Source organism: Pseudomonas sp. LTGT-11-2Z, from assembly GCF_003691445.1.
Lineage (GTDB): Bacteria > Pseudomonadota > Gammaproteobacteria > Pseudomonadales > Pseudomonadaceae > Aquipseudomonas > Aquipseudomonas monteilii.
Genome location: NZ_CP033104.1, coordinates 5,854,841 through 5,881,076 on the forward strand (window position 1 = coordinate 5,854,841; position 26,236 = coordinate 5,881,076).

Here is a 26,236-nt window from a genome sequence, read left to right on the forward strand (position 1 = left end):
GCGTTGCTGGCAGGGGCTATCAGGCTTGGAGAGCGGCTTACTCGCCCCAGACGTCCTTGAGGACGTTGACCCAGTTCTCGCCCATGATCTTGCGTACCACGCGCTCGGAGTGGCCGCGCTTGAGCAGGGTTTCGGTGAGGTTGGGGAACTCGCCGACAGTGCGGATGCCGAGCGGGTTGATGATCTTGCCGAAGTTGGTCAGGCGACGGGCGTAGCCCTTGTCGTGGGTCAGGTACTCGAAGAAGTCCTGCCCGTGGCCTTGGGTGAAGTCGGTACCGATACCGATGGCGTCTTCACCCACGATGTTCATGGTGTACTCGATGGCTTCGGCGTAGTCGTCGATGGTGGAGTCGATGCCCTTGGCCAGGAACGGCGCGAACATGGTCACGCCAACGAAGCCGCCGTGGTCGGCGATGAACTTCAGCTCTTCGTCCGACTTGTTGCGCGGGTGCTCCTTCAGGCCTGAGGGCAGGCAGTGGGAGTAGCACACCGGCTTTTTCGATTCGAGGATGACTTCTTCAGAGGTTTTGGAACCCACGTGGGACAGGTCGCACATGATGCCGACGCGGTTCATTTCCGCCACGATCTCGCGGCCGAAGCCCGACAGGCCGCCGTCACGCTCGTAGCAGCCGGTGCCTACCAGGTTCTGGGTGTTGTAGCACATCTGCACGATGCCCACGCCCAGCTGCTTGAACACATCCACGTAGGCGATCTGGTCTTCGAAGGCATGGGCGTTCTGGAAGCCGAAGAGGATGCCGGTCTTGCCCAGTTCCTTGGCCTTGCGGATGTCGGCGGTGGTGCGCACCGGCATCACCAGGTCGCTGTTGTCGCGGATCAGCTTCTGGCTGGCAGCGATATTGTCGACGGTTGCCTTGAAGCCTTCCCAGACCGACACCGTGCAGTTGGCCGCAGTCAGCCCGCCTTTGCGCATGTCTTCGAACAGCTCGCGGTTCCACTTGGCAATGATCAGGCCGTCGATGACGATGCTGTCGGCGTGAAGTTCGGCTGGGCTCATCAGGCTGTCCCCTTTTATTGAGTTGGGCTGCGCCAAACCTTCTGCCGGCGCTTTGGGGCCAGCATATGCCTGTGCCCAATGACGCCCCGATGCAAAAACGACAGGGGGTTTGCCGAAAGCGTCAATGCGCGACAACACGCCCTCTGGCATGCGGCGTGGCGATGAGAGACAGTCTCGATAGCGACGTTTCTGGCCGTTTTATGAACATTTCGTCAGAGAGCTACCGCCTTGCCTTCGGCTGAGCGAGAATCCTTGCGATTCGTCAGCCTGTTGAGGAGAAAACGGATGAAATCATTGGCATGGCTGGTACTGCTGGCTGTCGTATCGGGCGCCCAGGCCGGCGAGGAAGAAAGCACCCCGTGCGACAACGTCGAGACCGACCAGCAGACCTACGCGTGCGCTGCGTTCAACAAGCAGACTGCCGAGCGTGAGCTGAAGTCCGCTTACGATGACTTGATCCAGCGTATTCGCGACCAATATGCCGATGAGGGCGACCAGGCTACCGCTCTGGTCGGGCGTATGGATGCGGCCGAGAAGCTGTGGACACAGCTGCGCGATGCGGATTGCAAGGTTGAGACCTACGCCGAGAAGCCCGGTAGCAAGGCGTTCGAGGCGGCGTGGGATACCTGCGTGGCGCAGCGTAGTGATGACCGCTCGGAGTACTTGCAGTCCATTGGCCAACAGTAGTCCTGGACCGGCCTCTTCGCGGGACAAGCCCGCTCCCACAGGTGCTGCGTATCCGTTGGGACCACACCTTTCTGTGGGAGCGGGCTTGTCCCGCGAAGACGCCAGCACAGACAAACATCAAACTGCCCTGGCCAACCTGTCCTCCCGCGGACAACGCTGGTACCGCGCCCTATAGCAGCGGGTAAAGTACGAAGCCGACTCAAACCCGCACGCCACCCCCACCTCCAGCACACTCATGTCGGTCTGGCGCAACAATTGCCGCGCCTTGTCCAGGCGCAGTCGCAAATAGAACCCACTGGGCGTGTCGTCCAGATGCACGCGAAACAACCGCTCCAGCTGCCGCCGGGTCACCTGCACCGCCTCAGCCAGCACTTGGGTATTGAGCGGCTGTTCGGTGTTGCGCTCCATTTCACCAATCACTTTCACCAGTTTCTTGTTGCTGATGCCATAGCGGCTGGCGATCTGCATGCGCTGGTGGTCCTGTCGCTGACGGATACGCCCGAGCACGAACTGCTCCGACACCTGCACTGCCAGCTCACTGCCGTGGGCCTGGGCAATCAGATCGAGCATCAGGTCGATCGAGGCCGTACCGCCAGCACACGTAATGCGCCGACGGTCGATCTCGAACAACTCCTGGGTCGCCTGCAAGCTTGGATAGTTTTCCTTGAACGCCTCCAACGCCTCCCAGTGCACGGTGGCGCGGTGACCGTCGAGCAGCCCGGCTTCAGCCAGCACCACGGCGCCGGTATCAATACCGCCCAGGGTTACCCCGTCATGGTCCAGGCGGCGTAGCGCCTGCTGTAGTACTGGCCCATAGCATGCCAGGGGGTCGAAGCCTGCCACTATCAGCAAGATGCCGACAGGCTCGCCCGCTGCCAACGCTGCATCGGCATTCACCGACATGCCATTGCTCGCCTGCACCGCGCCGCCATCCAGGCTCAAGACCTGCCAGCGATACGACGGCCCCTTGAAGCGGTTGGCCACCCGCAGGGGTTCCAGGGCACTGATGAATCCCATGGCCGAAAAGCCGGGTAACAGCAGGAAATGAATGTTTTGCAGCATTGCATGCTCCACGGCAAAGGTGGTCGCCTCCGTGCAAATGTTGGTCGCCAGGGTGCGATTTTTCACCCCTTCAGCAGCGTAGCGTGTTCACACGGCCCAGAGAGGTCGAAACCCCATAACAATATGCACTGCCGATGGAGAGCCACCATGCACAGCTTGATCCGCCGCAGCCTGTTGACCCTTGCCCTGAGCAGCATCGCCACCTCCCCGCTTTACGCCGCCGAACCTGCGGCCTGCAAGAACATCCGCCTGGGCGTGGTCAACTGGACCGACGTCATCGCCACCAGCGCCATGGCCCAGGTGCTGCTCGATGGCCTGGGCTACCAGACCAAACAGACCAGTGCCTCGCAGCAGATCATCTTCGCCGGCATCCGCGACAAACGCCTGGACATGTTCCTGGGTTACTGGAACCCGATCATGACCCAGACCATCACGCCGTTCATCGACGCCAACCAGGTCAAGGTACTGGAGAAACCAAGCCTGGAGGATGCCCGCGCCACCCTGGCCGTGCCGAAATACCTCTACGACAAGGGTTTGAAGACCTTCGCCGACATCCATAAGTTCGAGAAAGAGCTGGGCGGCAAGATCTATGGCATCGAACCGGGCTCCGGCGCCAACACCCAGATCAAGGCAATGATCACCAAGAACCAATTCGAACTTGGCAAGTTCCAGCTGGTCGAGTCCAGCGAGGCTGGCATGCTCGCCGCTGTCGACCGCGCCGTGCGGCGCAAGGAAGCCGTGGTGTTCTTCGGCTGGGCGCCGCACCCGATGAACGTGAACATCGACATGGCCTACCTGGGCGACAGCCAAGACGCGCTCGGCCCGGACGAAGGCCGCGCGACGGTATGGACGGTGACCGCGCCGGACTACGCCGAACGCTGCCCCAACGCCCACCGCCTGCTGGCCAACCTGAAGTTCAGCGCCGAAGACGAGAGCCGCATGATGCAGCCGCTGCTCGACCACAAGGACGCGCTGGAATCGGCCCGCCAGTGGCTGAAAGACCATCCCGAGGACAAGGCCCGCTGGCTGGAAGGTGTGACCACCCTCGATGGCAAGCCGGCTGCGGACAACCTCAAGCTCACTGCCAACTGACTGGGCCCTTTCGCGGGCGCGCCCGCTCCCACAGGTACAGCTCCACACTCAGGATCACATTGATCCTGTGGGAGCGGGCATGCCCGCGAAAAGCCAAACACAGACACCACAAGGAACACACCATGAACCACGACGTCATCATCACCTGCGCCCTCACCGGCGCTGGCGACACCGCCTCGAAAAGCCACCTGGTCCCGGTCACCCCCAAACAGATCGCCGAAGCCGCCGTAGAGGCTGCCAAAGCCGGCGCCACCGTCGTCCACTGCCACGTCCGCGACCCGCAAACCGGCCGTTTCAGCCGCGACGTGGCGCTGTACCGCGAAGTCATGGAACGCATCCGCGAAGCCGACGTAGACATCATCGTCAACCTCACCGCCGGGATGGGTGGCGACCTGGAAATCGGCCCTGGCGAAACGCCGCTGGAGTTCGGCCCAGGCACCGACCTGATCGGCCCGCTGGAGCGCCTGGCCCATGTCGAGGCGCTGCTGCCGGAAATCTGCACCCTCGACTGCGGCACGCTCAACTTCGGTGACGGCAACTCAATCTACGTTTCCACCCCCGCGCAACTGCGCGCTGGCGCCAAGCGCATCACCGAACTGGGCGTTAAAGCCGAACTGGAAATCTTCGACACCGGCCACCTGTGGTTCGCCAAGCAGATGATGAAAGAAGGCCTGCTTGAAGACCCCCTTTTCCAGCTGTGCCTCGGCATCCCGTGGGGCGCGCCGGCCGACACCACCACCATGAAGGCGATGGTCGACAACCTGCCCGCCAACGTCACCTGGGCCGGCTTCGGCATCGGCCGCATGCAGATGCCGATGGCGGCGCAAGCCGTGCTGCTGGGCGGCAACGTGCGCGTGGGCCTTGAAGACAACCTGTACCTGGACCGTGGCGTGCTGGCCAGCAACGGCCAGTTGGTCGAACGCGCGAGCGAGATCATCACCCGCATGGGTGGCCGTGTACTCACCCCGGCAGAAGGCCGGGAAAAAATGAACCTCAAGCGCCGCTGATCCCTTCAGGAGACCGATATGCCCTTCATCACCGAGATCAAGACCTTCGCCGCTCTGGGTAGCGGCGTAATCGGCAGCGGCTGGGTTGCCCGCGCCCTCGCCCACGGCCTGGACGTGGTCGCCTGGGACCCGGCGCCGGGTGCCGAGCAAGCACTGCGCAAGCGCATCGCCAACGCTTGGCCGGCACTGGAAAAACAGGGGCTTGCGCCAGGCGCGACGCAGGACCGCTTGAAGTTCGTTGCCACCATCGAGGAATGTGTCCGCGACGCCGATTTCATCCAGGAAAGCGCGCCAGAGCGGCTGGACCTCAAGCTCGACCTGCACGCGAAAATCAGCGCTGCCGCGAAGCCTGATGCCATCATCGGCTCCAGCACTTCAGGCCTGCTGCCCAGCGAATTCTACGAGTCGGCTACCCACCCCGAGCGCTGCGTGGTCGGCCACCCGTTCAACCCGGTGTACCTGCTGCCGCTGGTCGAGATCGTCGGCGGCAACCGTACCGCGCCTGAAGCCATCGAGGCGGCAAAGACCATCTACACCACTCTTGGCATGCGCCCGCTACATGTGCGCAAGGAAGTCCCCGGCTTCATTGCCGATCGCCTGCTGGAAGCGCTGTGGCGCGAGGCCCTGCACCTGGTCAACGACGGCGTGGCCACTACCGGGGAAATCGACGACGCGATCCGCTTTGGCGCGGGCCTTCGCTGGTCGTTCATGGGCACCTTCCTCACCTACACCCTCGCGGGTGGCGACGCCGGTATGCGCCACTTCATGTCGCAGTTCGGCCCGGCGCTGAAGCTGCCCTGGACATACCTGCCGGCACCGGAGCTGACCGACAAGCTGATCGACGACGTGGTCGACGGCACCTCGGAGCAGTTGGGCGACCGCAGCATCGCCGCGCTGGAACGCTATCGTGATGACACCCTGCTGGCGGTGCTGGAAGCGGTGAAGACCAGCAAGACCAACCACGGCATGTCGTTCAGCGATTGAGGAGGTAACGATGCCCGCATTGATCACTTACCGCACCCAGATCCAGGAAGATTGGGTCGATTACAACGGGCATCTGCGCGATGCCTTTTACCTACTGATCTTCAGCTATGCCACCGATGCGCTGATGGAGCGCATCGGCCTGGATGCTGATAGCCGTGGGCAAAGCGGCCACTCGCTGTTCACCCTGGAGGCGCATATCAACTACCTGCACGAAGTGAAGCTAGGGACTGAGGTGTGGGTGCAGACGCAGATCATCGGTTTTGATCGCAAGCGTCTGCAGGTGTACCACAGCCTGCACCGGGCAGGGTTCGATGAGGCGCTGGCAGCCAGTGAGCAGATGCTGTTGCATGTGGATTTGGCAGGGCCGACGTCGGCGCCGTTCAGCGAGAACAGCACGGGGTTACTACAGGGGCTAGTGGACGAACAACGTCAACTTCAAGCGCCCGTTTATGTAGGCCGCGTGATCGGCCTTGCAAAAAAATAACCCCGGAAAGCCGTGAGCATCCGGGGCCAAGAGCGAGCAACATCCACTGTGCATGAATGAGGGTGACCAAACCCTCGGTTGCTGTAGATGGCTTGAGTGTGCGCAGTTCCCGCCAGGTGGATTTAGCCGTAAACGACCTGTTCTTAGCCAAAGCAGCCATGCCGGCATCTTGTTGTTGCGGGCATGTCGCGGGCGTCACAGAATCGGTCGTAAATCACAGCAGCACTCTCTTAGCGATAAAAGGGACAACAGCCATGATGCATGCGGATTTGATTGATCAGGACGACCTCGCCGGCCACCTGCGCGCACGCGGGTTCGAGATTCCGGCGGGCGCCAGTGCCGAGCAGGCTTGCGAAGCGGTGGTGCGTGGGCTGACCGAGCCTAATGCTCGGGCGCTGAAGGGGATGGTGGAGCAGATGTATACAGGTAGCGCGACCATCCTTCCGGCGGTACGCCAGGCGATCGACAAACAGCTGTTACCCGCGCTGGCGCAATTCAACAAACGCGCTTAACTGATTTTCCTGTACTGGCCTCTTCGCGGGCAAGCCCGCTCCCACAAGTACTGCACCGGATTCAAAAGCGGTGCGATACCTGTGGTAGCGGGCTTGCCCGCGAAGGGGCCCGCGCTGTTTCAGAGCCTTACACTGGCAAACGTCGACTCGTTGCGCGCCTGGCTCAGAGCGGCCATAGGCCCACTGTGCGGCGACAGTGTCATGGCCTGCGGGATCGGCATCATCGCCACCTGCTGCGCAGTGTTGGAGCCCACGCGCTCGTCACGCGGCGGAATGCCGAAGTACTCGCGGTAGCACTTGGAGAAGTGTGGCGTGGACACAAAACCGCATACCGACGCCACCTCGATGATCGACATCGGCGTTTGCTTGAGCAATTGCCGTGCACGAATCAGGCGCAGTTTCAGGTAGTAGCGCGATGGCGAGCAATGCAGGTACTTCTGGAACAACCGCTCAAGCTGCCGACGCGAAACCGACACGTATACCGCCAGTTCGTCCAGGTCGATCGGCTCTTCGAGGTTGGCCTCCATGAGCGCGACGATTTCCTGCAGCTTCGGCTGATTGGTGCCGAGCATGTGCTTGAGCGGCACGCGCTGATGATCCTGTTCGTTGCGGATGCGCTCGTAGACGAACATCTCGGAAATCGCCGCCGACAGTTCACGGCCATGGTCGCGGCTGATCAGGTGCAACATCATGTCCAGCGGCGCGGTACCGCCAGAGCTGGTGAAGCGGTTGCGGTCGAGGGTGAACAGGCGGGTGCTCATGTTTACGCGTGGGAAGGCTTCCTGCATTGCCGCCAGGCACTCCCAGTGCACGCTGCAATCGAAGCCGTCGAGCAGACCGGCACAGGCCAGTGCCCAGCTGCCGGTGCACACCGCACCAAGACGGCGCGACTGGCGAGCCTGAGCTTGCAGCCAGGTAACGTGCTCACGGGTGACCGAACGCTGAATACCAACCCCCCCGCAGACAATCACGGTGTCGATGGGCGGCGCATTGCTGATTGCAGCATCCGGAGTGATCTGCAAGCCATCGCTGGCCCACACCTGGCCGCCGTCGACGGTCAGGGTATGCCAGCGGTAAAGCTCTCGGCCGGACAGCTGGTTGGCCATACGCAGCGGCTCAACGGCTGATGCCAGTGAAATCAGGGTGAAATTGTCCAATAGAAGAAACCCGATGGACTGGGGTGTTGTGCGGTTCTGGGTTGGGTTCCCGGAGGTGTACGACGTCATCGCGATTTCTCCTCACACAAATGCAGGGTGTGCCTCAGGCGGGCACTGATTTCTTGTTATGGCCCCGGTTCATGTGCTGGGGCTTGGTTGCCAATCTCAACGCAAACGCCGTGCCTGAAATTGAACGGCTGTCCAAAAAAACCTGAAAACGACGCCTTTGTTCGGCAAATCAGGTGCTTTGGTCGAGTTGGCTGGGTGTTCGCAAATGGGCGTGCTAGGCGCCGTGCGTGTAACGGCTGAGCAATTTGGTGACAAGCGCAGTGTAAGTTGCCCAGAAACGACACTCTTGAGTGTCACCGACAATCCAGGCACTGATAACGACACCCGACGATCGGTAGGCGTCGCTTGCACCATTAGGGAGCATAGGTGATCAAGTTGCACCTGCATCAACCTCAAGGGCCCCTTCGCGGGCGTGCCCGCGAAGGGGTCCTTGAGGGCGGATCAAGCAATCAGCATTCGATGGCGCTGACCGCCAGGCCACCGCGCGAGGTCTCTTTGTACTTGTCGTGCATGTCGGCCCCGGTATCACGCATGGTGCGGATCACCTGGTCGAGGGAGATGAAGTGTTCGCCGTCACCGCGCAGGGCCATCTGCACCGCGTTGATGGCTTTTACCGCCGCAATCGCGTTGCGCTCGATGCACGGCACCTGTACCAACCCGCCGACCGGGTCGCAGGTCAGGCCAAGGTTGTGCTCCAGGGCGATTTCAGCGGCGTTTTCCACCTGTGGCGGTGTGGCGCCAAGCACTTCGGCCAAGCCAGCAGCGGCCATGGCGCAAGCGGAGCCAACCTCGCCCTGGCAACCGACTTCGGCACCGGAAATCGACGCGTTCTTCTTGCACAAGATGCCCACAGCGGCCGCCGCGAGGAAGTACTCCACCACGTTGGACTCGTTTACCGCGTCGCTAAAGCGCATGTAGTAATGCAACACCGCCGGGATAATGCCGGCCGCGCCGTTGGTAGGTGCGGTGACCATGCGCCCGCCGGCGGCGTTTTCTTCATTGACCGCCAGAGCGAACAGGTTGACCCACTCCATGGCGCTCATGGTCGAGCCGATCACATTGGGCTTGCCGACTTCCTGCAGGCTGCGGTGCAGCTTGGCGGCGCGGCGGCGCACGTTCAGCCCGCCGGGCAGCGTGCCTTCGTATTTGAGGCCGTTGTTGACGCATTCCTGCATGGCTTCCCAGAGCTTGTGCAGGCCGGCACGGATCTCTTCCTCACTGCGCCAGACCTTCTCGTTGGCCATCATCAATTGCGACACGCTGAGGTCGTTTTGCTTGCACAGACGCAGCAGCTCGGCGGCGCTGTTGAAATCGTACGGCAGCACCGTCTGGTCGGCGTCCAGCACGCCACTGGCGGCCTGGGCGGCATCGACCACGAAGCCGCCACCCACCGAGTAATAGGTATCGCGGTGCAGCTCGCCCTGCTCGCCTTCGGCAATCAAGGTCATGGCGTTGGGGTGGTACGGCAGGTTCTCGTCCAGCAGCAGCATGTCGCGAGCCCAGACAAACTCGATGGGCAGGCGGCTATCAAGCTGCAGGGTGTTGGTTTCACGCAGGTCGGCGATACGCGGCACGATCTGGGTGGGGTCGATGGCGTCAGGCCATTCGCCCATCAGGCCCATGATGGTGGCGTTGTCGGTGCCATGCCCGATACCGGTGGCCGACAGCGAGCCGTACAGGCGCACTTCGATCCGCTTGACACGCTCCAGCTCGCCGCGCTCGCGCAGGCCCTGGACGAACAGGGCGCCAGCACGCATGGGGCCGACGGTGTGGGAGCTGGAAGGCCCGACACCGATCTTGAACAGGTCGAACACGCTGATGGCCATTGTCGAATCACCTCTTGATGGGCTTGTCTCTGCGCGCCATGCGCAGGGCGGGGCAGCTGCTAGGCTCAAACAGCGGGCCGCCTTGAATGCCAGCATCATCGGGCTTTTAACGCCACCCTCGCCGTCTGCAACCGACGTACTTTTGTCCAGCAGCGCCGCGCGTTTTTTACAGGGAGAGCAGCGCTCACCTCGCCGTTTTCCGGCGGCCTGGTGACGTAAAAATGCGGCTGAGGGGGTGGAAAAATCCATAAGCGACATCGCCCATACTGGATACGACCCGTTCCGTACTGGTTACGACCCCACCAGTAGGCGATTGCCCGGCGCTGGAGGATTATCGAAAGCGACTCGTAAAGCACGGCCACGCATCCTGCCCTCTGCAGGCCTGGTCGACCGGACCCTGAGAAAGCCCGGCGACCCACGCGAACCCGAAGACAAAATCACAGGAGTCCATCCATGAAAGGTTCACCCTCGCTGTTGCTGGTTGCGTTGCTGTCCGCACCGTTGCTGGCCCAGGCCGCCGAGCCCGAACAGTGCCGGACGGTACGTTTCTCCGATGTCGGCTGGACCGACATCACGGTCACGACCGCCACCACCAGCGTTGTGCTTGAAGCACTGGGTTACAAGACCCACACCACCATGATCTCGGTACCGGTGACCTACAAGTCGCTGGCCACCGGCAAGGACCTGGACGTGTTTCTCGGCAACTGGATGCCGACCATGGAGAACGACATCAAGCAGTACCGCGACGCTGGCACAGTAGAAACCGTGCGCGCCAACCTGGAAAACGCCAAGTACACCCTGGCGGTACCCCAGGCGCTGTACGACAAGGGGCTGAAGGATTTCAGCGACATTGCCAAGTTCAAGAAGGAACTGGACGGCAAGATCTACGGCATCGAGCCCGGCAACGATGGCAACCGCACCATCCAGAGCATGATCGACAAGAACGCCTTCGGCCTGAAGGACGCCGGTTTCAAGATCGTGCAGTCGAGCGAGGCCGGCATGCTGTCGCAGGTCGACCGCGCACAGAAGCGCGGCGAGGCGCTGGTGTTCCTGGGCTGGGAACCACACCCGATGAACACCCGCTTCAAGATGCAGTACCTGACCGGCGGGGACGAGTTCTTCGGCCCCGACTTCGGCAAGGCGACCGTGTTGACCAACACCCGCAAGGGCTATGCGCAGGAGTGCAGCAACGTCGGCCAGCTGTTGAAGAACCTGTCGTTCGAGCTCAAGGATGAAAGCACCATGATGGGCTATGTCCTGGACGACAAGATGAAACCCGATGCCGCCGCCAGGAAATGGCTCAAGGACAACCCGGGCAAGCTGGATGCCTGGCTGGCCGGCGTAACCACCGTGGATGGCAAACCGGGCCTTGAGGCAGCCAAGGCCAAGCTCGCGCAATAACGTACTACGCAATAGCGCTACCTCGGGGCAGGACCGTGCCTGCCCCGGGTTGATTTCAATCTATGCAGGTGGAAGCTCGCTATCATGCTTATCGATCAGAAAATACCCCTGGGGCAGTACATCGCCTCATTTGTCGAGTGGTTGACCCAGAACGGCGCCAACTATTTCGATGCTATCGCCCAAGGCCTGGAATTCATGATCCATGGCGTCACCAGTGCCCTGACCTGGTTCAACCCATTCGTACTCATCGCCCTGTTCGCCGCCCTGGCGCACCTGATCCAGCGCACATGGGCGCTGACCGTGTTCGTTGCCCTGTCGTTCCTGCTGATCCTCAACCTGGGTTACTGGCAGGAAACCATGGAAACCCTGGCGCAGGTTACCTTCGCCACGGTGGTATGCGTGGTCATCGGCGTGCCGCTGGGCATCCTTGCCGCGCACAAACCGATGTTCTATACCGCCATGCGCCCGGTGCTGGACCTGATGCAGACGGTGCCGACCTTCGTTTACCTGATCCCTACCCTGACCCTGTTCGGCCTGGGCGTAGTGCCGGGGCTGATCTCTACCGTGGTGTTCGCCATCGCAGCGCCTATTCGCCTGACCTACCTGGGCATCTGCGACGTACCACAAGAGCTGATGGACGCGGGTAAAGCGTTCGGCTGCTCGCGCCGCCAGTTGCTCACCCGTATCGAACTGCCGCACGCCATGCCAAGCATCGCTGCCGGCGTCACCCAGTGCATCATGCTGTCGCTGTCGATGGTGGTGATTGCCGCCCTGGTCGGCGCGGACGGCTTGGGCAAACCTGTGGTCAACGCACTGAACACCGCCGATATCTCCTTGGGCTTCGAAGCGGGCCTGGCGATCGTGCTGCTGGCGATCATGCTCGACCGTATCTGCAAGCAACCGGAACTGCCGGTAAGGGGTGAGGCATGAGCATTATTCGTTTCGAAGACGTCGACGTCATCTTTTCCAACAAGCCACGCGAAGCGCTGTCGCTGCTGGACCAGGGCAAGACCCGCGAGCAGATCCTCAAGCAGACCGGCCTGGTGGTGGGCGTCGAAAAGGCCAACCTGGACATCAACAAGGGTGAGATCTGCGTGCTGATGGGCCTGTCCGGTTCGGGCAAGTCGAGCCTGCTGCGCTGCATCAACGGCCTGAACACCGTCAGCCGCGGCAAGCTGTTTGTCGAGCACGAAGGCAAGCACATCGACATTGCCCACTGCACCCCGGCCGAACTGAAGATGATGCGCACCAAGCGCATTGCCATGGTGTTCCAGAAATTCGCCCTGATGCCCTGGCTGACGGTGCGCGAGAACATCAGCTTTGGCCTGGAAATGCAGGGCCGCCCGGAAAAGGAACGGCGCAAACTGGTCGACGAGAAGCTGGAGCTGGTGGGCCTGACCCAATGGCGCAACAAGAAGCCGGACGAGTTGTCTGGCGGCATGCAGCAGCGTGTGGGGCTGGCCCGGGCGCTGGCGATGGATGCCGACATCCTGCTGATGGACGAACCGTTCTCGGCCCTCGACCCGCTGATCCGCCAAGGCCTGCAGGACGAACTGCTGACCCTGCAGAGCAAGCTGAACAAAACCATCGTGTTCGTCAGCCACGACCTGGACGAAGCGCTGAAGCTGGGCACCCGCATCGCCATCATGAAAGACGGGCGGATCATCCAGTACAGCAAGCCGGAAGAAATCGTGCTCAACCCGGCCGACGAGTACGTGCGCACCTTCGTTGCCCACACCAACCCGCTGAACGTGCTGTGTGGCCGCAGCCTGATGCGCAGCCTGGACAACTGCAAGCGGGTCAATGGTTCGGTGTGCCTGGACCCGGGTATCGATTCGTGGCTGGACCTGGGCGAAGGTGGCGCGCTGAAGCGTGCACGCCAGGGCCAGAACGGGCTGGACATGCAGAACTGGGCACCGGGGCAGGATGTGGAGCTACTGCAGCGCAGGCCTACCGTGGTGCACGCCGACATCGGCATGCGCGAGGCGCTGCAGATTCGTTATCAGACGGGCAACAAGCTGGTGTTGCAGGATAACGACCGGGTGGTCGGGATTCTTGGGGATACCGAGCTTTACCACGCTTTACTCGGCAAGAATCACGGGTGATGCAATTGGGGCCGCGTTGCGGCCCCAATCACTGGATCAGCGAACGACGATGCCGCGCGAAGCCATATAAGCCTTGGCCTCAGGCACCGTGTACTCGCCAAAGTGGAAGATACTGGCCGCCAGCACCGCACTGGCATGCCCTTCCAGAATGCCGTCCGCCAGGTGCTGCAGGTTACCCACACCACCCGAAGCAATCACCGGAATACCCAGCGCATCGCTGATGGCACGGGTAACGCCCAGGTCAAAGCCGTTCTTCATGCCGTCCTGGTCCATGCTGGTCAGCAGGATCTCGCCAGCCCCCAGGCCTTCCATCTTCTTCGCCCACTCGACTGCATCCAGCCCGGTCGGCTTGCGCCCGCCGTGGGTGAAGATTTCCCAGCGCGGTGCTTCACCCGGCCCGGACACCTTCTTCGCGTCGATCGCGACAACGATGCACTGCGAACCGAAACGGTCCGCCGCCTCGCCCACGAACTCCGGGTTGAACACCGCCGCCGTGTTGATCGATACCTTGTCGGCACCGGCATTGAGCAGGTTGCGGATGTCCTGTACGGTGCGCACGCCACCGCCCACGGTCAGCGGGATGAACACCTGGCTGGCCATGCGCTCGACGGTATGCAGGGTGGTGTCGCGGCCATCGACGCTGGCGGTGATGTCGAGGAAAGTGATTTCGTCGGCCCCCTGCTCGTCGTAGCGACGGGCGATTTCCACCGGGTCGCCGGCATCACGGATGTTCTCGAACTTGACGCCCTTGACCACCCGGCCGTTGTCCACGTCCAGGCAAGGGATGATGCGCTTGGCCAGTGCCATGGTTCAGTCCTCAGCCTTGGTAGTTGTCGCAGAAGGCCTGAGCCTCGGCGACATCGAGGGTGCCTTCATAGATGGCACGGCCAGTGATGGCGCCGATAATGCCTGGGGCCTTGGCATCCAGCAGGGCCTTGATGTCGCCCAGGTTGTGGATGCCGCCCGAGGCGATTACCGGAATGCGGGTGGCTTCGGCCAGTGCTTTGGTGAACGGCACGTTGCAGCCCTGCATCATCCCGTCCTTGGCGATGTCGGTGTAGACGATCGACGACACGCCATCCGCCTCGAAACGCTTGGCCAGGTCGATAACCTGTACCGCGCTGACTTCGGCCCAGCCATCGGTGGCAACGAAGCCGTCTTTGGCATCCAGGCCAACGATGACCTTGCCCGGGAAGGCCTTGCACGCTTCGGCCACAAACTCAGGCTCTTTGACCGCCTTGGTGCCGATGATGACGTAGCTGACGCCCGCCTTGACGTAGTGCTCGATGGTTTCCAGCGAGCGGATGCCGCCGCCGATCTGGATCGGCAGGGTCGGGTAGCGCTTGGCGATGGCGGTGACCACTTCACCGTTGACCGGCTGGCCTTCGAAGGCGCCGTTGAGGTCGACCAGGTGCAGGCGGCGGCAGCCACCCTCGACCCACTTGGCGGCCATGCTCACCGGGTCGTCGGAAAATACCGTGGAGTCTTCCATGCGGCCCTGGCGCAGGCGCACGCAGGCACCGTCCTTCAGATCGATAGCGGGGATAATCAGCATCTTGGGAACCTGTCTGTTCTTGGGGTTTCAGGGCTTTTCGAGCGCCCACAGATCACTTTCGATGCTCTCGAACCGCTCCTTGAGGTGCAGCTGAACATCGGCAATCGCCCTGTTGTAGTAATGGGGTGCAATTTCTTTGCTGAACAGCTCGAGGACCTCGGCCACCTCGAACGACCCCAGCTGCAGCTCGAAACGGTCTTCGAGGAAGCGCTTGAGCGTGTCGAGCGCATCGCGCTCCTGCTCGGGGGCCAGGGTAATGACCGGGGCCTTGGTCTTCGACCTGCTCATTTACCAGCGCCCGTCCCAGGCGACGAAGTTCTGCAGCAACTGCAGGCCATGGGTATGGCTCTTCTCCGGGTGGAACTGCACGGCAAAGCGCGAGCCATCGGCCAGCGCAGCGGCGAAATCGACACCGTAATGGCCGCGACCGACCACCTGGCCCGGCTTGCCGGCATTGATGTAGTAGCTGTGCACGAAGTAGAAGCGCGCGCGGTCGGGGATGTCGTGCCACAGCGGGTGATCGATGGTCTGGCCCACTTCGTTCCAGCCCATGTGCGGCACCTTCAGGTGCTCGCCGTCTTCTTTCAGGTCTTTGCCGAAGAAGCGCACCTGGCCAGGGAACAGGCCGATGCAGTCGACACCGTCGTTCTCTTCGCTGTGCTCAAGCAATGCCTGCATACCGACGCAGATACCGAGGAACGGACGATCCTGGCTCACTTCACGCACCAGGCTGTCGAAGCCCAGGCGGCGGATTTCGGCCATGCAGTCGCGGATCGCGCCTACACCCGGGAACACCACGCGGTCAGCTTCACGGATGACCGCAGCGTCGCTGGTGACCAGCACCTTGCCGGCGCCGACGTGCTCAAGCGCCTTGGCCACCGAGTGCAGGTTGCCCATGCCATAGTCGATTACGGCTACCGTCTGCATTTACAGGCACCCTTTGGTCGAAGGCATTTGCCCGGCCATGCGCTCGTCGAGGGTCACGGCCATGCGCAGGGCGCGGCCGAAAGCTTTGAACACGGTTTCGATCTGGTGGTGGGTGTTGTGGCCACGCAGGTTGTCGATGTGCAGGGTGACCAGGGCGTGGTTGACGAAGCCCTGGAAGAACTCCTGGAACAGGTCGACATCGAAGCCACCGACGCTGGCACGGGTGTACGGCACATGCATCTGCAGGCCTGGGCGGCCGGAGAAGTCGATGACCACGCGCGACAGTGCTTCGTCCAGCGGCACGTAGGCGTGGCCGTAGCGGAAGATGCCTTTCTTGTCACCGATGGCCTGGGCGAATGCCATGCCCAGGGTGATACCGACGTCTTCGACGGTATGGTGATCGTCGATATGCGTGTCACCCTTGCACTCGATATCCAGATCGATCAGCCCATGGCGGGCGATCTGGTCCAGCATGTGTTCAAGGAAAGGCACGCCGATATCGAATCGGGCCTTGCCACTGCCATCGAGGTTGATCGAGCACTTGACCTGGGTTTCCAGGGTATTGCGCTCGACGGAAGCCTTACGTTCGACCATCACCAGCTCCGCAAAATCATTGGGCGAAAAGGGCTCCATTATAGGCCCAGAACGCGCCAGCTTGAAACGCGGATGACATATGGCAAAACGAGGAATTACAAGGGCTGGATGCTGCTACAAGTCTATACAAGCCAGTAATCGGGGCTGCTTTGCAACCCCGATGTCCGGGATCAGTGGAACAGCGCCGCCGTTTTCTGCAAGGTTACCCACACCCCCCAGGCCAACGGCACAACCACCACCGCCCAGGCCAGCAGCACCAGCGGCAGGCTGCCCGGTGCGGCTTTCCACTCCAGCGACCGCGCACCGTCGGCCCCTTTGTCATGGCTCAACGCTCGCTCGGCAGCCAGTTCGGCATCGCTCATGAAGTGCTTGTCGGCGACCGGCCGCACCAGCATGTTGCAGATAAAGCCCAGCACCAGCAGGCCGGCGAGGATGTACAAGGTCATGTCGTAGGCCGCCGCACGCTCAACCCCTGCCGCCAGTTGGTATTCGCGCAGGTAGGTGATCAACACAGGCCCCAATACCCCCGCCGCCGCCCAGGCGGTCAGCAGGCGACCATGAATGGCCCCGACCATCTGCGTACCGAACAGGTCGGCCAGGTACGCCGGCACCGTGGCAAAACCACCGCCATACATTGAAAGGATGATGCAGAACGCCGCCACGAACAGCGCAACGTTACCCAGGTGCCCCATGTTCGGCACCAGGCTGTACAGGCCCACACCCAGGGCGAAGAAGGCGAAGTAGGTGTTCTTGCGGCCGATGTAGTCGGAGAACGACGCCCAGAAGAACCGCCCGCCGATGTTGAACAGGCTCAACAGGCCGGTAAAGCCGGCAGCAATCGCGGCGATCTGCGCCAACTGAGCCGCATTCAGCTCACTGAACGTCAGCTCGTTGCCCAGCAACTTGCCCGCGAACACTTCCTGCAGCAGTGGCGATGCCATGCCGAGAATGCCGATGCCGGCCGACACGTTCAGGCACAGCACCAGCCAGATCAAGGCGAATTGTGGGGTTTTCCAGGCCACGCTGACGTGCACATGGCGGTCGGTGACCATGGCATTGCCGGCTTTTTTGGCCGGAGCGACCCAGCCTTCGGGCTTCCAGCCAGTCGGCGGCACGCGGTACGCCAGGGCGCCAGCGGTCATGAACACAAAGTAGATCGCCGCCATGGCGACGAAGCTCTGCCATACGCCCACTTCGTGCTCATTGCCAAAGTGCCCCATCAGCGCAGTGGCCAGTGGCGCACCCACCATGGCTCCGCCGCCAAAGCCCATGATCGCCATGCCGGTGGCCATGCCGCGTTTGTCAGGGAACCATTTGATCAGCGTCGACACGGGGGAGATATAGCCCAGCCCCAGGCCGATACCGCCGATTACACCGGAGCCCAGCCACATCAGCCACAGCTGGTGGGTTTTCACGCCAATGGCCGAGATCAGCATGCCGCCGCACCAGCACAGCGCCGAGACCAGGCCGGCCTTGCGCGGGCCGGCGTGCTCCAGCCAGCCGCCCAGCACGGCCGCCGAGCAACCCAGGAAAACAAAGAACAGGGTGTAGATCCAGCTCAGCATCGAGATCGGCCAGTCGCATTCGGCGCTGAACATACGGGCCATGAAGCCCATGTCCGCTGCACAGGCGATAGGAGCGGTGATGCCGAGGGCTTGCGAAAGGGGCAACCAGAACACCGAGAAACCATAGGCCATGCCGATGCACAGGTGAATGGCCAAGGCGGCTGGCGGGACCAGCCAGCGGTTGAAGCCCGGGCGGGCGATGATGCGTTCCTTCGACAGGAAGCCAGGCGCACTGGCCACAGAGCCGGTTGCGACGGTACTGGTCATGGATCTGATCCTTTTTATAGGGAGGGTGCTCGCAAAGCGGCGCAAGGGTAGCAGAGCCAAGTAGCGTGAAAGCAGTCTGATATCGTTAATTTTTGCCCGGCTGAAACGGTCATGTTTTGCTTGTGGAAAGCCGTACCATCTGCTGTAACCGTAAGAAATGCCCTGTATCTCTGGTCGAATACGCAGGGACAACCACTGCGGCGTTATACTCTGCCGCCTGAATTTCACTAACGGACTACAAGGACTCGCCCATGAAAGCGTTCGGCAAAATCCTGGGACTGGGGCTTCTCGGGTTGCTGCTGATCATCGTGGCGCTGGGCTTCGCCCTGACCCACCTCTTTGATCCCAACGACTACAAAGACGAGATTCGCCAGCTGGCACGCGACAAGGCTAACGTCGAACTGACACTCGACGGGGATATCGGCTGGAGCCTGTTCCCGTGGCTAGGCCTGGAGCTGCATGAGGCCAGCATTGCCACCCTGGCCAAACCCAAGGAACCGTTCGCCGACCTGCAAATGCTCGGCCTGTCCGTGCGTGTGCTGCCGCTGCTGCGCCGCGAAGTGCAGATGAGCGACGTACGCGTCGAGGGCCTGAACCTGACCCTGGCCCGTGACGAACACGGCCACGGCAACTGGGAAGACATCGGCAAACCGCTGCCCGCGCAAAACGGCACCCCAGCCGATGCACAGGCCAATGCCACCGTTCAGGCACCCGCTGAACAGAAGCCGGCACCTCCCGAAGGCAACGAGCGTGCCGTCAAGCTGGACATCGACAGCCTGACCGTGAACAACGCCCGCGTGCAGTACACCGATGCCAAGACCGGCCAAAGCTATAGCGCCGAAAGCATCCAGCTAAGCACGGGCCCGGTCCACGAAGGCGCCAACATTCCGCTCAAGGCCAGCGCCTTCATCAGCGCCAGCGAGCCGAACATCAAAGCCCGCACCGAACTGGCCGGCGAGCTGCGCTTCGACCGCAAGCTCAAGCGCTACAACTTCGAAGACATGCGCCTGTCGGGCGAAACCTCGGGTGAACCCACCGGCGGCAAGACCGTGACATTCGCCGCCCAAGGCCAGCTGCTGGTCGACCTGGCTGCCAATGTCGCCTCCTGGAACGGCCTGAAAGTCTCGGCCAACCAGCTACGCGCCCTGGGCGAGCTGAACCTGCGTGACCTGGACAAGGCGCCACAACTGAGCGGCGGCCTTTCCATTGCCCAGTTCAACCTGCGCACCTTCCTCGACAGCATTGGCCGACCGCTGCCGGCTACCAACGATCCGGCGGCCTTCGCCAAGCTGGAGCTGGTCACCCGCCTGCAGGGCACGCCCAACAGCCTGGCGCTGGAAGACCTGGCCGTAAAGCTGGACGACAGCACCTTCAGCGGCCGCGTGGCCGTGGAAGACTTCGCCAAGCAGGCCCTGCGCCTGCAGCTCAAGGGCGATGCCTTTGACGCCGACCGCTACTTCCCCGCCAAGAGCGAAGAAGCCAAGGGCGCCACCGCTGCGCGCCAGGCCGAGGTCAAGCAGCAAGAGGCCAGCGCCGTAGCCGGTGCGGGTACCACGCCACTGCCAAATGCCCCGACCCAAGTGGCCTGGAGCGACGACAAGTTGCTGCCCGTCGACCGCCTGCGGGCCCTGGACCTGCAGGCCGACCTGGCCTTCAGTTCGCTGACCCTGGACAAACTGCCGATCGAAGACGCCCAGCTCAAGGCCATCGGCCAGGGCGGCCTGCTGACCCTGCAAACCCTGCGCGGCGAGCTGTACAACGGCACCTTCGAAGCCAAGGGCACGGTCGACGTACGCCCTGCCGTCCCGCAACTGGGTGTGAACACCAACATCCAGCGGGTGCCGGTGGAACACTTCATCAAGACCGAAGGCAAGGAGCAGGCACCCCCTGTGAAGGGCCTGCTGACCCTGACCAGTGATCTGACCGCCACCGGCAACAGCCAGAAGGCACTGGTCGACACCCTTAATGGCAGCGCAAACTTCACCATCAACGATGGCGTGCTGGTCAACGCCAACCTGGAGCAGCAGCTGTGCCAGGCCATCGCCACGCTCAACCGCAAGACCCTGAGCGGCGAGCCACGGGGCAAGGACACCCCGTTCCAGGAGCTGCGCGGCAGCCTGGTGGTGCGCAATGGCGTCGCCAGCAACCCCGACCTCAAGGCACGCATCCCGGGCCTGACCGTGAACGGTAACGGCGACCTCGACCTGCGGGTGCTGGGCATGGACTACAACGTGGGTGTGATCGTCGAAGGCGACCAGCGCGCCATGCCGGACCCAGCCTGCCAGGTCAACGAACGCTACGTTGGCGTTGAAGTGCCGCTGCGCTGCCGTGGCCCGCTGGAACTTGGCGCCAAGGCCTGTCGCCTGGACCAGAACGGCCTGGGCAAAGTCGCGGCCAAGCTGGCCGGCAACCGCCTGAAAGACAAGATTGACGAAAAGCTTGATGAAAAACTCGGAGACAAAGTGAGCCCGGAAGTGAAAGACGCACTCAAGGGGCTGTTCAAGCGATGAGCCCCGAGCAGTTCTCCAGCGCTGTGCTGGATTGGTATGACGAGCACGGCCGGCACGACCTGCCCTGGCAACAGGGCATCACCCCGTACCGGGTGTGGGTGTCGGAAATCATGTTGCAGCAGACCCAGGTCAGCACCGTGCTCAACTACTTCGACCGCTTCATGCAGGCCCTGCCGACCGTGCAGGCCTTGGCCGAAGCGCCGGAGGACGAAGTGCTGCACCTGTGGACAGGGCTGGGCTATTACACCCGTGCACGCAACCTGCAAAAGGCCGCCAGGATCGTCGTCGAGCAACACGGCGGCGAATTCCCACGCAGTGTCGAGCAGCTCACCGAGCTGCCCGGCATCGGCCGCTCCACCGCAGGCGCTATCGCCAGCATCAGCCTGGGCATCCGCGCGCCAATCCTGGACGGCAACGTCAAGCGCGTACTGGCCCGCTACACCGCCCAGGCGGGCTACCCCGGCGAACCCAAGGTGGCCAACCAGCTGTGGGCCACGGCCGAGCGCTTTACCCCGCACCAACGCGCCAACCACTACACCCAGGCGATGATGGACATGGGCGCCACGCTGTGCACGCGCAGCAAGCCCAGCTGCCTGATCTGCCCGCTGCAGCGCGGCTGCGAAGCGCACCTACACGGTGAAGAAACCCGCTACCCCGAGCCCAAGCCGCGCAAGGCACTGCCGCAGCGGCGCACGCTGATGCCACTGCTGGCCAACCACGAAGGCGCCATCCTGCTGTACCGCCGCCCCTCCAGCGGGCTGTGGGGGGGGTTGTGGAGCCTGCCGGAACTGGACGACATCACCCAGCTCGATGACCTGGCCTACCAGCATGGCCTGCGCCTGGCTGACAGCCGCGCCATGGACGGCCTGACCCACACCTTCAGCCACTTTCAGCTGGCCATCGAGCCCTGGCTGGTGCGCGTCGACTCGGTCGGCCAGCACATGGCCGAGGCCGACTGGCTCTGGTATAACCTCGCCACCCCGCCGCGCCTTGGCCTTGCCGCCCCGGTGAAAAAGCTGCTTAAACGCGCGGCCGACGAACTGATTGCAGGAGACGCCCGATGACCCGCACCGTGATGTGCCGCAAGTACCAAGAAGAACTGCCAGGCCTGGAACGCCCGCCCTACCCAGGCGCCAAGGGCCAGGACATCTTCGAACACATCTCGCAGAAGGCCTGGGCCGACTGGCAGAAGCACCAGACCATGCTGATCAACGAAAAGCGCCTGAACATGATGAACGCCGAGGACCGCAAATTCCTCCAGGCCGAGATGGACAAGTTTTTCGCCGGCGAAGAATACGCGCAGGCGGAAGGCTACGTTCCACCGGCTGAATGACCCCAAAAATCGTAAGCGACGGAATTAATTTAAAATTTTTTCAAAAAGTCGTTGACGAGCGGTCCGGAAATCTATTTAATTTACCTCGTCGCCCAGATAGCTCAGTCGGTAGAGCAGAGGATTGAAAATCCTCGTGTCGGCGGTTCGACTCCGTCTCTGGGCACCACCTTCAAGCTTCTGGTGGTTGCAAAGTTACCCGAAGCGACAACAAGAAACCCGCCTAGTGCGGGTTTTTTGTTGTCTACAATTTCTGCTCATTGACCAGCATCAAATAGCCAGCATTCGCCCACCTTCAGAATCAGAGACGGACATCCGAATCGATCAGCAAGGACCTCCATGAGCGAAGAATCCCCCCTCCTGCTCCCCGCCCCTAGCGAACCCGCCACCAATCCAGTCCGCACCCGGCGCCCACGCCAGCGCAAGCCGGAACCGACGATCACCACCATCAGCCAGCAACCCGCCGCACTGGAAGTGGCCACCGCCCCCAAAGGCAGCAACGAAGACAGCACCTCGGCGCGCCTGCCGGCGAGCTACCCCTACCGCACCCGCCTGCGACGCCAGGACTACGAAAAAGCCAAGCATGCGCTGCAGATCGAGTTGCTGAAGGTACAAAGCTGGGTGAAGGAAACCGGCCAGCGCGTGGTGATCCTGTTCGAAGGGCGCGATGCCGCAGGCAAGGGTGGCACCATCAAGCGTTTCATGGAGCACCTCAACCCCCGTGGCGCCCGCATCGTCGCACTGGAGAAACCTTCCGAGCAGGAACAGGGCCAGTGGTATTTCCAGCGCTACATCCAGCACCTGCCCACCGCAGGTGAAATGGTGTTCTTCGATCGCTCCTGGTACAACCGCGCCGGGGTCGAGAAGGTGATGGAATTCTGCACACCGCTGCAGTACCTGGAGTTCATGCGCCAAGCCCCGGACCTGGAGCGCATGCTGTGCAACAGCGGCATCCTGCTGTTCAAGTACTGGTTTTCGGTAAACCGCGAAGAGCAACTGCGCCGCTTCATTTCGCGCCGTGACGACCCGCTCAAACACTGGAAGCTGTCGCCCATCGATATCAAGTCACTAGACAAGTGGGATGATTACACCGGCGCCAAGGAAGCGATGTTCTTCCATACCGACACCGCCGATGCACCGTGGACAGTGATCAAGTCCGATGACAAGAAGCGTGCACGGATCAACTGCATCCGCCACTTTCTGCATGCACTGGACTATCCAGGTAAAAACCCTCACGTAGCACATGCTCCCGACCCGCTGCTGGTTGGCCGGGCCTCGCGAGGTTTCGAAGAAGACGAGGGAGCTCAGCCAGCAGCCTGAAGCTCAAGATGCCATCGGCAGCCACCCGCAGCCCGGAAAAGGGCTGCGGGCTGCCGCTTACGCGACGGAGCGAAGGTGCTCGAAAGCGTCCTCGGTCATGTGCCCCATGTAGGCGATTGCGTGCAACTGAAGCTCACCGTGCTTTTCGCCATCCTCGATACATGCAATCAAGTCAGCCTTCGTGATCAGCTGTTGATTGCACTTGGCGAACACAGTCGGAAAGTAAAGATCTCCCTCTTCGTCATAGCCGTAAAGGGTTACGAGATAGTAATGTTTCATGGCTCTTCCTCTCAGCGCACACTTGCGCATTTTCCAAACGCCGACATGGCGTAGGACTGGGCTACAGCGAGAGAGAAGCTATAGCGCGCACCTGGCCGACATAATCTGGATGAGGATCCATGTCAGATCCCGCCAGCCTGCGCAGCGCTACCACACAGCTTGGGTTTCTCGGGTAATTGCGCTTCAATAGCGCACTTTCAGACAACCCCAGGACTTGCCCCATGGCCACCCCTACCAAGCAACAGAAACGCGCCAAGCGCGCCGCCAGCAAGGCCAAGCAAAACCGCATGGTACGCAGCGGCCAGGCGGTCAAGGCCAGTGCCGGTGACAGCGCCAGCGTCGAGCAGGTGTACAAGAAGGCCATGGAATCGGGCAGCTACGACACCATGTTCAACAAGATGAAGGAAGCCCAGGAGGGCGGCCTGGTACCGATGATTTCGGTGTTCCTGGTAGACCCGCTGCTGGCCCTGGTGCTCAAGGGACACAAGGAAGAACACGCCACCGACTACATCGTGCTGGTGTTCAACGCCTACCGCAAATGGCTGGACGGCGCTGATGAAGAGGCCACCATGGCCTGGCTGGAGAGCGATGAGTTCCAGGAGGCTTATATCGCCGCTTCCGAGCTGGTGGCCAAGCAGCAGCAACAGCAGAAACAGTTTGGCTGACAGAGCCATGTAACCTGCCCGCGAAAGGGCCGGCACAGGCAACAAAAAAGGCCGCGCCCTTCACAGGGCGCGGCCTTTTCGTTACAGCCAGCGCAAATCAGTTATCCAGCGCCACCCGCCCGGCAGCTTCACGCTTGCGGTGCACCAGCAAGCCAGCCGCTACCACACCAATGCTCAGCAGCGCAGTCGCGATGATCTCCGCACGGTGGTCTTCACGCAGCGCCATCACCACCAGAATGGCAACGATGAAGGCAATGGTCGCCCAGGTCAGGCCCGGGAACAGCCACATCTTGAAGGTAATTTTCTCGCCGCGGGCTTCACGCTGGGCACGCATGCGCAGTTGCGACACGGCAATCACCAGGTACACCAGCAGCGCAATGGCACCCGAGCTGGCCAGCAGGAACTCGAACACCTGGGCCGGTGCCACGAAGTTGGCGAACACACAGAGGAACGCCGCTGCAGTGGACAGCAATACCGCCACATGCGGGGTCGCCGACTTGGTGGTGCGCTGGGCAATGGCCGGGGCGTCGCCACGCTTGCTCAGCGAGAACAGCATGCGCGAAGACGTGTACAGCGCCGAGTTCAGGCAGCTGGTAACGGCAATCAGCACGACGATGTCGACGATCAGCTTGGCATTCGGCACGCCGATGCGGCTCAGCACGGTCTGGTAGGAGCCCGTTTCGGCCAGGGCCGGGTCGTTCCACGGCACCAGGGCCACCACCAGGAAGATCGACACCAGGTAGAACAGGCAGATACGCCAGATCACCGAGTTGGTGGCGCGGCTGATCTGCCTGCCCGGGTCCTTCGACTCGGCAGCGGCGATGGTGACAATTTCAGTACCCATGAACGAGAACATGGTGGTCAGCATGGCTGCCAGCACCGCGCCCAGGCCATTGGGCATGAAGCCTTGGGTATCGAACAGGTGGCTGGCACCGCTCACCTGGCTGCTTGGCACGAAGCCGAACATGGCAGCACAACCTACGGCGATGAAGCCGATGATCGCCAGCACCTTGAGCAGGGCGAACCAGAACTCGAACTCGCCGTAGTTCTTCACGCTGCACAGGTTGGTCAGGGTCAGCGCCAAGGTAATGATGAGGGAAAACGCCCACAGGTCGACCGCAGGGAACCAGGCGTGCAGGATGGCGGCGGCGGCGTTGGCCTCCAGCGGAATCACCAGCACCCAGAACCACCAGTACAGCCAGCCAATGGTGAAACCGGCCCAACGCCCGATGGCGCGGTCGGCGTATGTAGAGAACGAACCGGTGTCTGGCGAAGCGACCGCCATTTCACCCAGCATGCGCATCACCAGCACAACCAGCGTACCGGCAGCGGCGTAAGCCAGCAGCACGGCCGGGCCGGCCGCTGCGATGGCGTGGCCGGAGCCTACGAACAGGCCGGCACCGATGACGCCAGCGATGGACAGCATGGTGACATGCCGTTGTTTGAGCCCCTGAGCGAGGTCATTGGAATTGTTACCGCTCATTGAAACTACCTTTGTAAGGAGTGGACCACTCCGACTGCGGGTACGGAGCGCGCCAAGGGTTGACCTAGGCGTCGCTGCAATCGGCGGTTTCCTACTGGCAATAAGCGCGCCATGTGCTGAATGCATTCGTCAGAAAATTCCGCAGGCCTTTTAGGACACGGTTTGGAGGGCTTTCGGCCACACCTTGACCGAAAGGGCACCAAATCATCGGATTACTGAAATACCCACTTACAAACGCACCAAAGGTGCTCCTCGGTAACACCTGCGCACCGCCGCAATGCAAAAAAGTGCAACCCTCAGGTACAACCTGATCAACGCATGACGCCTTCGCGGGTAAACC

26 protein-coding genes and 1 tRNA gene are annotated in these 26,236 nt (G+C 61.9%); 15 read left to right on the plus strand and 12 right to left on the minus strand.

Features of this window, described 5'->3' with window-relative positions:
- Nucleotides 1-37: 37 nt before the first annotated feature.
- Nucleotides 38-1,015 (minus strand): dipeptidase, encoded by a 978-nt coding sequence (locus D8767_RS27610; RefSeq protein WP_003257506.1) that lies wholly within the window; start codon nt 1,013-1,015, stop codon nt 38-40.
- Nucleotides 1,016-1,300: 285 nt separating this feature from the next.
- On the opposite strand from D8767_RS27610, the gene D8767_RS27615 reads away from it, so the two are divergent.
- A complete protein-coding gene (locus D8767_RS27615; RefSeq protein ID WP_016714512.1) occupies nt 1,301-1,702 on the plus strand; it encodes a lysozyme inhibitor LprI family protein in 402 nt (133 codons plus the stop codon).
- A gap of 117 nt (nt 1,703-1,819) precedes the next feature.
- On the opposite strand, the gene D8767_RS27620 is transcribed toward D8767_RS27615, so the two are convergent.
- On the minus strand, nt 1,820-2,764 hold the full coding sequence (locus D8767_RS27620; protein WP_016714511.1) for a GlxA family transcriptional regulator: 945 nt from the start codon (nt 2,762-2,764) through the stop codon (nt 1,820-1,822).
- Between the two features lie 147 nt (nt 2,765-2,911).
- On the opposite strand from D8767_RS27620, the gene choX reads away from it, so the two are divergent.
- From choX to D8767_RS27645, 5 genes are all read left to right on the plus strand, one after another.
- Nucleotides 2,912-3,856, plus strand: a complete 945-nt coding sequence (gene choX, locus D8767_RS27625; RefSeq protein ID WP_016714510.1) for a choline ABC transporter substrate-binding protein — start codon at nt 2,912-2,914, stop codon at nt 3,854-3,856.
- A gap of 122 nt (nt 3,857-3,978) precedes the next feature.
- Nucleotides 3,979-4,863, plus strand: a complete 885-nt coding sequence (locus D8767_RS27630; RefSeq protein ID WP_016714509.1) for a 3-keto-5-aminohexanoate cleavage protein — start codon at nt 3,979-3,981, stop codon at nt 4,861-4,863.
- Nucleotides 4,864-4,881: 18 nt separating this feature from the next.
- The gene (locus D8767_RS27635) at nt 4,882-5,847 is read left to right on the plus strand and encodes an L-carnitine dehydrogenase (protein ID WP_016714508.1); all 966 of its coding nucleotides are present in this window, start codon (nt 4,882-4,884) and stop codon (nt 5,845-5,847) included.
- Nucleotides 5,848-5,857: 10 nt separating this feature from the next.
- Nucleotides 5,858-6,331, plus strand: a complete 474-nt coding sequence (locus D8767_RS27640; protein WP_016714507.1) for a thioesterase family protein — start codon at nt 5,858-5,860, stop codon at nt 6,329-6,331.
- 254 nt (nt 6,332-6,585) lie between these two features.
- Nucleotides 6,586-6,843 (plus strand): hypothetical protein, encoded by a 258-nt coding sequence (locus tag D8767_RS27645; RefSeq protein ID WP_012270100.1) that lies wholly within the window; start codon nt 6,586-6,588, stop codon nt 6,841-6,843.
- 119 nt (nt 6,844-6,962) lie between these two features.
- Here D8767_RS27645 and D8767_RS27650 read toward each other — a convergent pair whose 3' ends face one another.
- A complete protein-coding gene (locus D8767_RS27650) occupies nt 6,963-8,069 on the minus strand; it encodes a GlxA family transcriptional regulator (protein ID WP_016714506.1) in 1,107 nt (368 codons plus the stop codon).
- Nucleotides 8,070-8,518: 449 nt separating this feature from the next.
- Nucleotides 8,519-9,895, minus strand: a complete 1,377-nt coding sequence (locus tag D8767_RS27655; RefSeq protein ID WP_016714505.1) for an L-serine ammonia-lyase — start codon at nt 9,893-9,895, stop codon at nt 8,519-8,521.
- A 453-nt stretch (nt 9,896-10,348) separates the two neighbouring features.
- Here D8767_RS27655 and D8767_RS27660 point away from each other — a divergent pair, with 453 nt between their 5' ends.
- The 3 genes from D8767_RS27660 to choV all read left to right on the plus strand — a co-directional run bounded on the left by D8767_RS27660 (nt 10,349) and on the right by choV (nt 13,401).
- Entirely contained in the window at nt 10,349-11,296 is a 948-nt protein-coding gene (locus D8767_RS27660) for a choline ABC transporter substrate-binding protein (protein WP_016714504.1), read from the plus strand.
- An 81-nt stretch (nt 11,297-11,377) separates the two neighbouring features.
- Entirely contained in the window at nt 11,378-12,226 is an 849-nt protein-coding gene (choW, locus tag D8767_RS27665; protein ID WP_177412736.1) for a choline ABC transporter permease subunit, read from the plus strand.
- Entirely contained in the window at nt 12,223-13,401 is a 1,179-nt protein-coding gene (gene choV / locus D8767_RS27670; protein ID WP_016714502.1) for a choline ABC transporter ATP-binding protein, read from the plus strand. The genes choW and choV overlap by 4 nt, the downstream gene beginning before the upstream one ends.
- A 36-nt stretch (nt 13,402-13,437) precedes the next feature.
- On the opposite strand, the gene hisF is transcribed toward choV, so the two are convergent.
- From hisF to D8767_RS27700, 6 genes are all read right to left on the minus strand, one after another.
- On the minus strand, nt 13,438-14,208 hold the full coding sequence (gene hisF / locus D8767_RS27675) for an imidazole glycerol phosphate synthase subunit HisF (protein ID WP_003255729.1): 771 nt from the start codon (nt 14,206-14,208) through the stop codon (nt 13,438-13,440).
- Between the two features lie 10 nt (nt 14,209-14,218).
- Nucleotides 14,219-14,956: a 1-(5-phosphoribosyl)-5-[(5-phosphoribosylamino)methylideneamino]imidazole-4-carboxamide isomerase gene (gene hisA / locus D8767_RS27680; protein WP_016714501.1), complete on the minus strand. Its 738-nt coding sequence runs from the start codon at nt 14,954-14,956 to the stop codon at nt 14,219-14,221.
- Nucleotides 14,957-14,983: 27 nt separating this feature from the next.
- Entirely contained in the window at nt 14,984-15,244 is a 261-nt protein-coding gene (locus tag D8767_RS27685; protein WP_016714500.1) for a DUF2164 domain-containing protein, read from the minus strand.
- Nucleotides 15,245-15,883: an imidazole glycerol phosphate synthase subunit HisH gene (gene hisH / locus D8767_RS27690; protein WP_016714499.1), complete on the minus strand. Its 639-nt coding sequence runs from the start codon at nt 15,881-15,883 to the stop codon at nt 15,245-15,247.
- Entirely contained in the window at nt 15,884-16,477 is a 594-nt protein-coding gene (gene hisB, locus D8767_RS27695; protein WP_009682881.1) for an imidazoleglycerol-phosphate dehydratase HisB, read from the minus strand.
- 170 nt (nt 16,478-16,647) lie between these two features.
- On the minus strand, nt 16,648-18,309 hold the full coding sequence (locus D8767_RS27700) for an OFA family MFS transporter (protein ID WP_016714498.1): 1,662 nt from the start codon (nt 18,307-18,309) through the stop codon (nt 16,648-16,650).
- A 251-nt stretch (nt 18,310-18,560) separates the two neighbouring features.
- Here D8767_RS27700 and D8767_RS27705 point away from each other — a divergent pair, with 251 nt between their 5' ends.
- The 5 genes from D8767_RS27705 to ppk2 all read left to right on the plus strand — a co-directional run bounded on the left by D8767_RS27705 (nt 18,561) and on the right by ppk2 (nt 23,469).
- Nucleotides 18,561-20,819, plus strand: a complete 2,259-nt coding sequence (locus D8767_RS27705) for an AsmA family protein (protein WP_060709056.1) — start codon at nt 18,561-18,563, stop codon at nt 20,817-20,819.
- Nucleotides 20,816-21,883 carry an A/G-specific adenine glycosylase gene (gene mutY / locus D8767_RS27710; protein ID WP_016714496.1) on the plus strand — a complete coding sequence of 356 codons (1,068 nt, stop codon included), beginning with the start codon at nt 20,816-20,818 and terminating at the stop codon, nt 21,881-21,883. The genes D8767_RS27705 and mutY overlap by 4 nt, the downstream gene beginning before the upstream one ends.
- A complete protein-coding gene (locus tag D8767_RS27715) occupies nt 21,880-22,152 on the plus strand; it encodes an oxidative damage protection protein (protein WP_003255742.1) in 273 nt (90 codons plus the stop codon). Before mutY ends, D8767_RS27715 begins: the two co-directional genes overlap by 4 nt.
- Nucleotides 22,153-22,242: 90 nt before the next feature.
- Nucleotides 22,243-22,318, plus strand: a tRNA-Phe gene (locus D8767_RS27720).
- 170 nt (nt 22,319-22,488) lie between these two features.
- A complete protein-coding gene (gene ppk2 / locus D8767_RS27725) occupies nt 22,489-23,469 on the plus strand; it encodes a polyphosphate kinase 2 (RefSeq protein ID WP_016714495.1) in 981 nt (326 codons plus the stop codon).
- A 57-nt stretch (nt 23,470-23,526) separates the two neighbouring features.
- Here the strand turns inward: ppk2 and D8767_RS27730 are convergent, their stop codons facing one another.
- Nucleotides 23,527-23,748 (minus strand): hypothetical protein, encoded by a 222-nt coding sequence (locus D8767_RS27730; RefSeq protein WP_016714494.1) that lies wholly within the window; start codon nt 23,746-23,748, stop codon nt 23,527-23,529.
- A 221-nt stretch (nt 23,749-23,969) separates the two neighbouring features.
- Here D8767_RS27730 and D8767_RS27735 point away from each other — a divergent pair, with 221 nt between their 5' ends.
- Complete coding sequence (locus D8767_RS27735) at nt 23,970-24,413, plus strand: hypothetical protein (RefSeq protein WP_016714493.1); 444 nt, start codon at nt 23,970-23,972, stop codon at nt 24,411-24,413.
- Nucleotides 24,414-24,510: 97 nt separating this feature from the next.
- Here D8767_RS27735 and gabP read toward each other — a convergent pair whose 3' ends face one another.
- Complete coding sequence (gene gabP, locus D8767_RS27740; protein WP_016714492.1) at nt 24,511-25,896, minus strand: GABA permease; 1,386 nt, start codon at nt 25,894-25,896, stop codon at nt 24,511-24,513.
- Nucleotides 25,897-26,236 lie beyond the last annotated feature (340 nt).

Excerpts from the sequence above, each read along its gene's own strand:
- choX (WP_016714510.1), top strand. The coding sequence starts at position 2,912 with ATGCACAGCTTGATCCGCCGCAGCCTGTTGACCCTTGCCCTGAGCAGC.
- D8767_RS27715 (WP_003255742.1), top strand. The coding sequence starts at position 21,880 with ATGACCCGCACCGTGATGTGCCGCAAGTACCAAGAAGAACTGCCAGGC.
- D8767_RS27645 (WP_012270100.1), top strand. The coding sequence starts at position 6,586 with ATGATGCATGCGGATTTGATTGATCAGGACGACCTCGCCGGCCACCTG.
- mutY (WP_016714496.1), top strand. The coding sequence starts at position 20,816 with ATGAGCCCCGAGCAGTTCTCCAGCGCTGTGCTGGATTGGTATGACGAG.
- D8767_RS27650 (WP_016714506.1), bottom strand. The coding sequence starts at position 8,069 with ATGACGTCGTACACCTCCGGGAACCCAACCCAGAACCGCACAACACCC.
- D8767_RS27735 (WP_016714493.1), top strand. The coding sequence starts at position 23,970 with ATGGCCACCCCTACCAAGCAACAGAAACGCGCCAAGCGCGCCGCCAGC.
- D8767_RS27730 (WP_016714494.1), bottom strand. The coding sequence starts at position 23,748 with ATGAAACATTACTATCTCGTAACCCTTTACGGCTATGACGAAGAGGGA.
- D8767_RS27660 (WP_016714504.1), top strand. The coding sequence starts at position 10,349 with ATGAAAGGTTCACCCTCGCTGTTGCTGGTTGCGTTGCTGTCCGCACCG.
- D8767_RS27615 (WP_016714512.1), top strand. The coding sequence starts at position 1,301 with ATGAAATCATTGGCATGGCTGGTACTGCTGGCTGTCGTATCGGGCGCC.
- hisH (WP_016714499.1), bottom strand. The coding sequence starts at position 15,883 with ATGCAGACGGTAGCCGTAATCGACTATGGCATGGGCAACCTGCACTCG.
- D8767_RS27685 (WP_016714500.1), bottom strand. The coding sequence starts at position 15,244 with ATGAGCAGGTCGAAGACCAAGGCCCCGGTCATTACCCTGGCCCCCGAG.
- gabP (WP_016714492.1), bottom strand. The coding sequence starts at position 25,896 with ATGAGCGGTAACAATTCCAATGACCTCGCTCAGGGGCTCAAACAACGG.
- D8767_RS27635 (WP_016714508.1), top strand. The coding sequence starts at position 4,882 with ATGCCCTTCATCACCGAGATCAAGACCTTCGCCGCTCTGGGTAGCGGC.
- choV (WP_016714502.1), top strand. The coding sequence starts at position 12,223 with ATGAGCATTATTCGTTTCGAAGACGTCGACGTCATCTTTTCCAACAAG.
- D8767_RS27655 (WP_016714505.1), bottom strand. The coding sequence starts at position 9,895 with ATGGCCATCAGCGTGTTCGACCTGTTCAAGATCGGTGTCGGGCCTTCC.
- D8767_RS27705 (WP_060709056.1), top strand. The coding sequence starts at position 18,561 with ATGAAAGCGTTCGGCAAAATCCTGGGACTGGGGCTTCTCGGGTTGCTG.
- D8767_RS27700 (WP_016714498.1), bottom strand. The coding sequence starts at position 18,309 with ATGACCAGTACCGTCGCAACCGGCTCTGTGGCCAGTGCGCCTGGCTTC.
- hisF (WP_003255729.1), bottom strand. The coding sequence starts at position 14,208 with ATGGCACTGGCCAAGCGCATCATCCCTTGCCTGGACGTGGACAACGGC.
- D8767_RS27640 (WP_016714507.1), top strand. The coding sequence starts at position 5,858 with ATGCCCGCATTGATCACTTACCGCACCCAGATCCAGGAAGATTGGGTC.
- D8767_RS27610 (WP_003257506.1), bottom strand. The coding sequence starts at position 1,015 with ATGAGCCCAGCCGAACTTCACGCCGACAGCATCGTCATCGACGGCCTG.
- D8767_RS27620 (WP_016714511.1), bottom strand. The coding sequence starts at position 2,764 with ATGCTGCAAAACATTCATTTCCTGCTGTTACCCGGCTTTTCGGCCATG.
- D8767_RS27630 (WP_016714509.1), top strand. The coding sequence starts at position 3,979 with ATGAACCACGACGTCATCATCACCTGCGCCCTCACCGGCGCTGGCGAC.
- hisA (WP_016714501.1), bottom strand. The coding sequence starts at position 14,956 with ATGCTGATTATCCCCGCTATCGATCTGAAGGACGGTGCCTGCGTGCGC.
- ppk2 (WP_016714495.1), top strand. The coding sequence starts at position 22,489 with ATGAGCGAAGAATCCCCCCTCCTGCTCCCCGCCCCTAGCGAACCCGCC.
- hisB (WP_009682881.1), bottom strand. The coding sequence starts at position 16,477 with ATGGTCGAACGTAAGGCTTCCGTCGAGCGCAATACCCTGGAAACCCAG.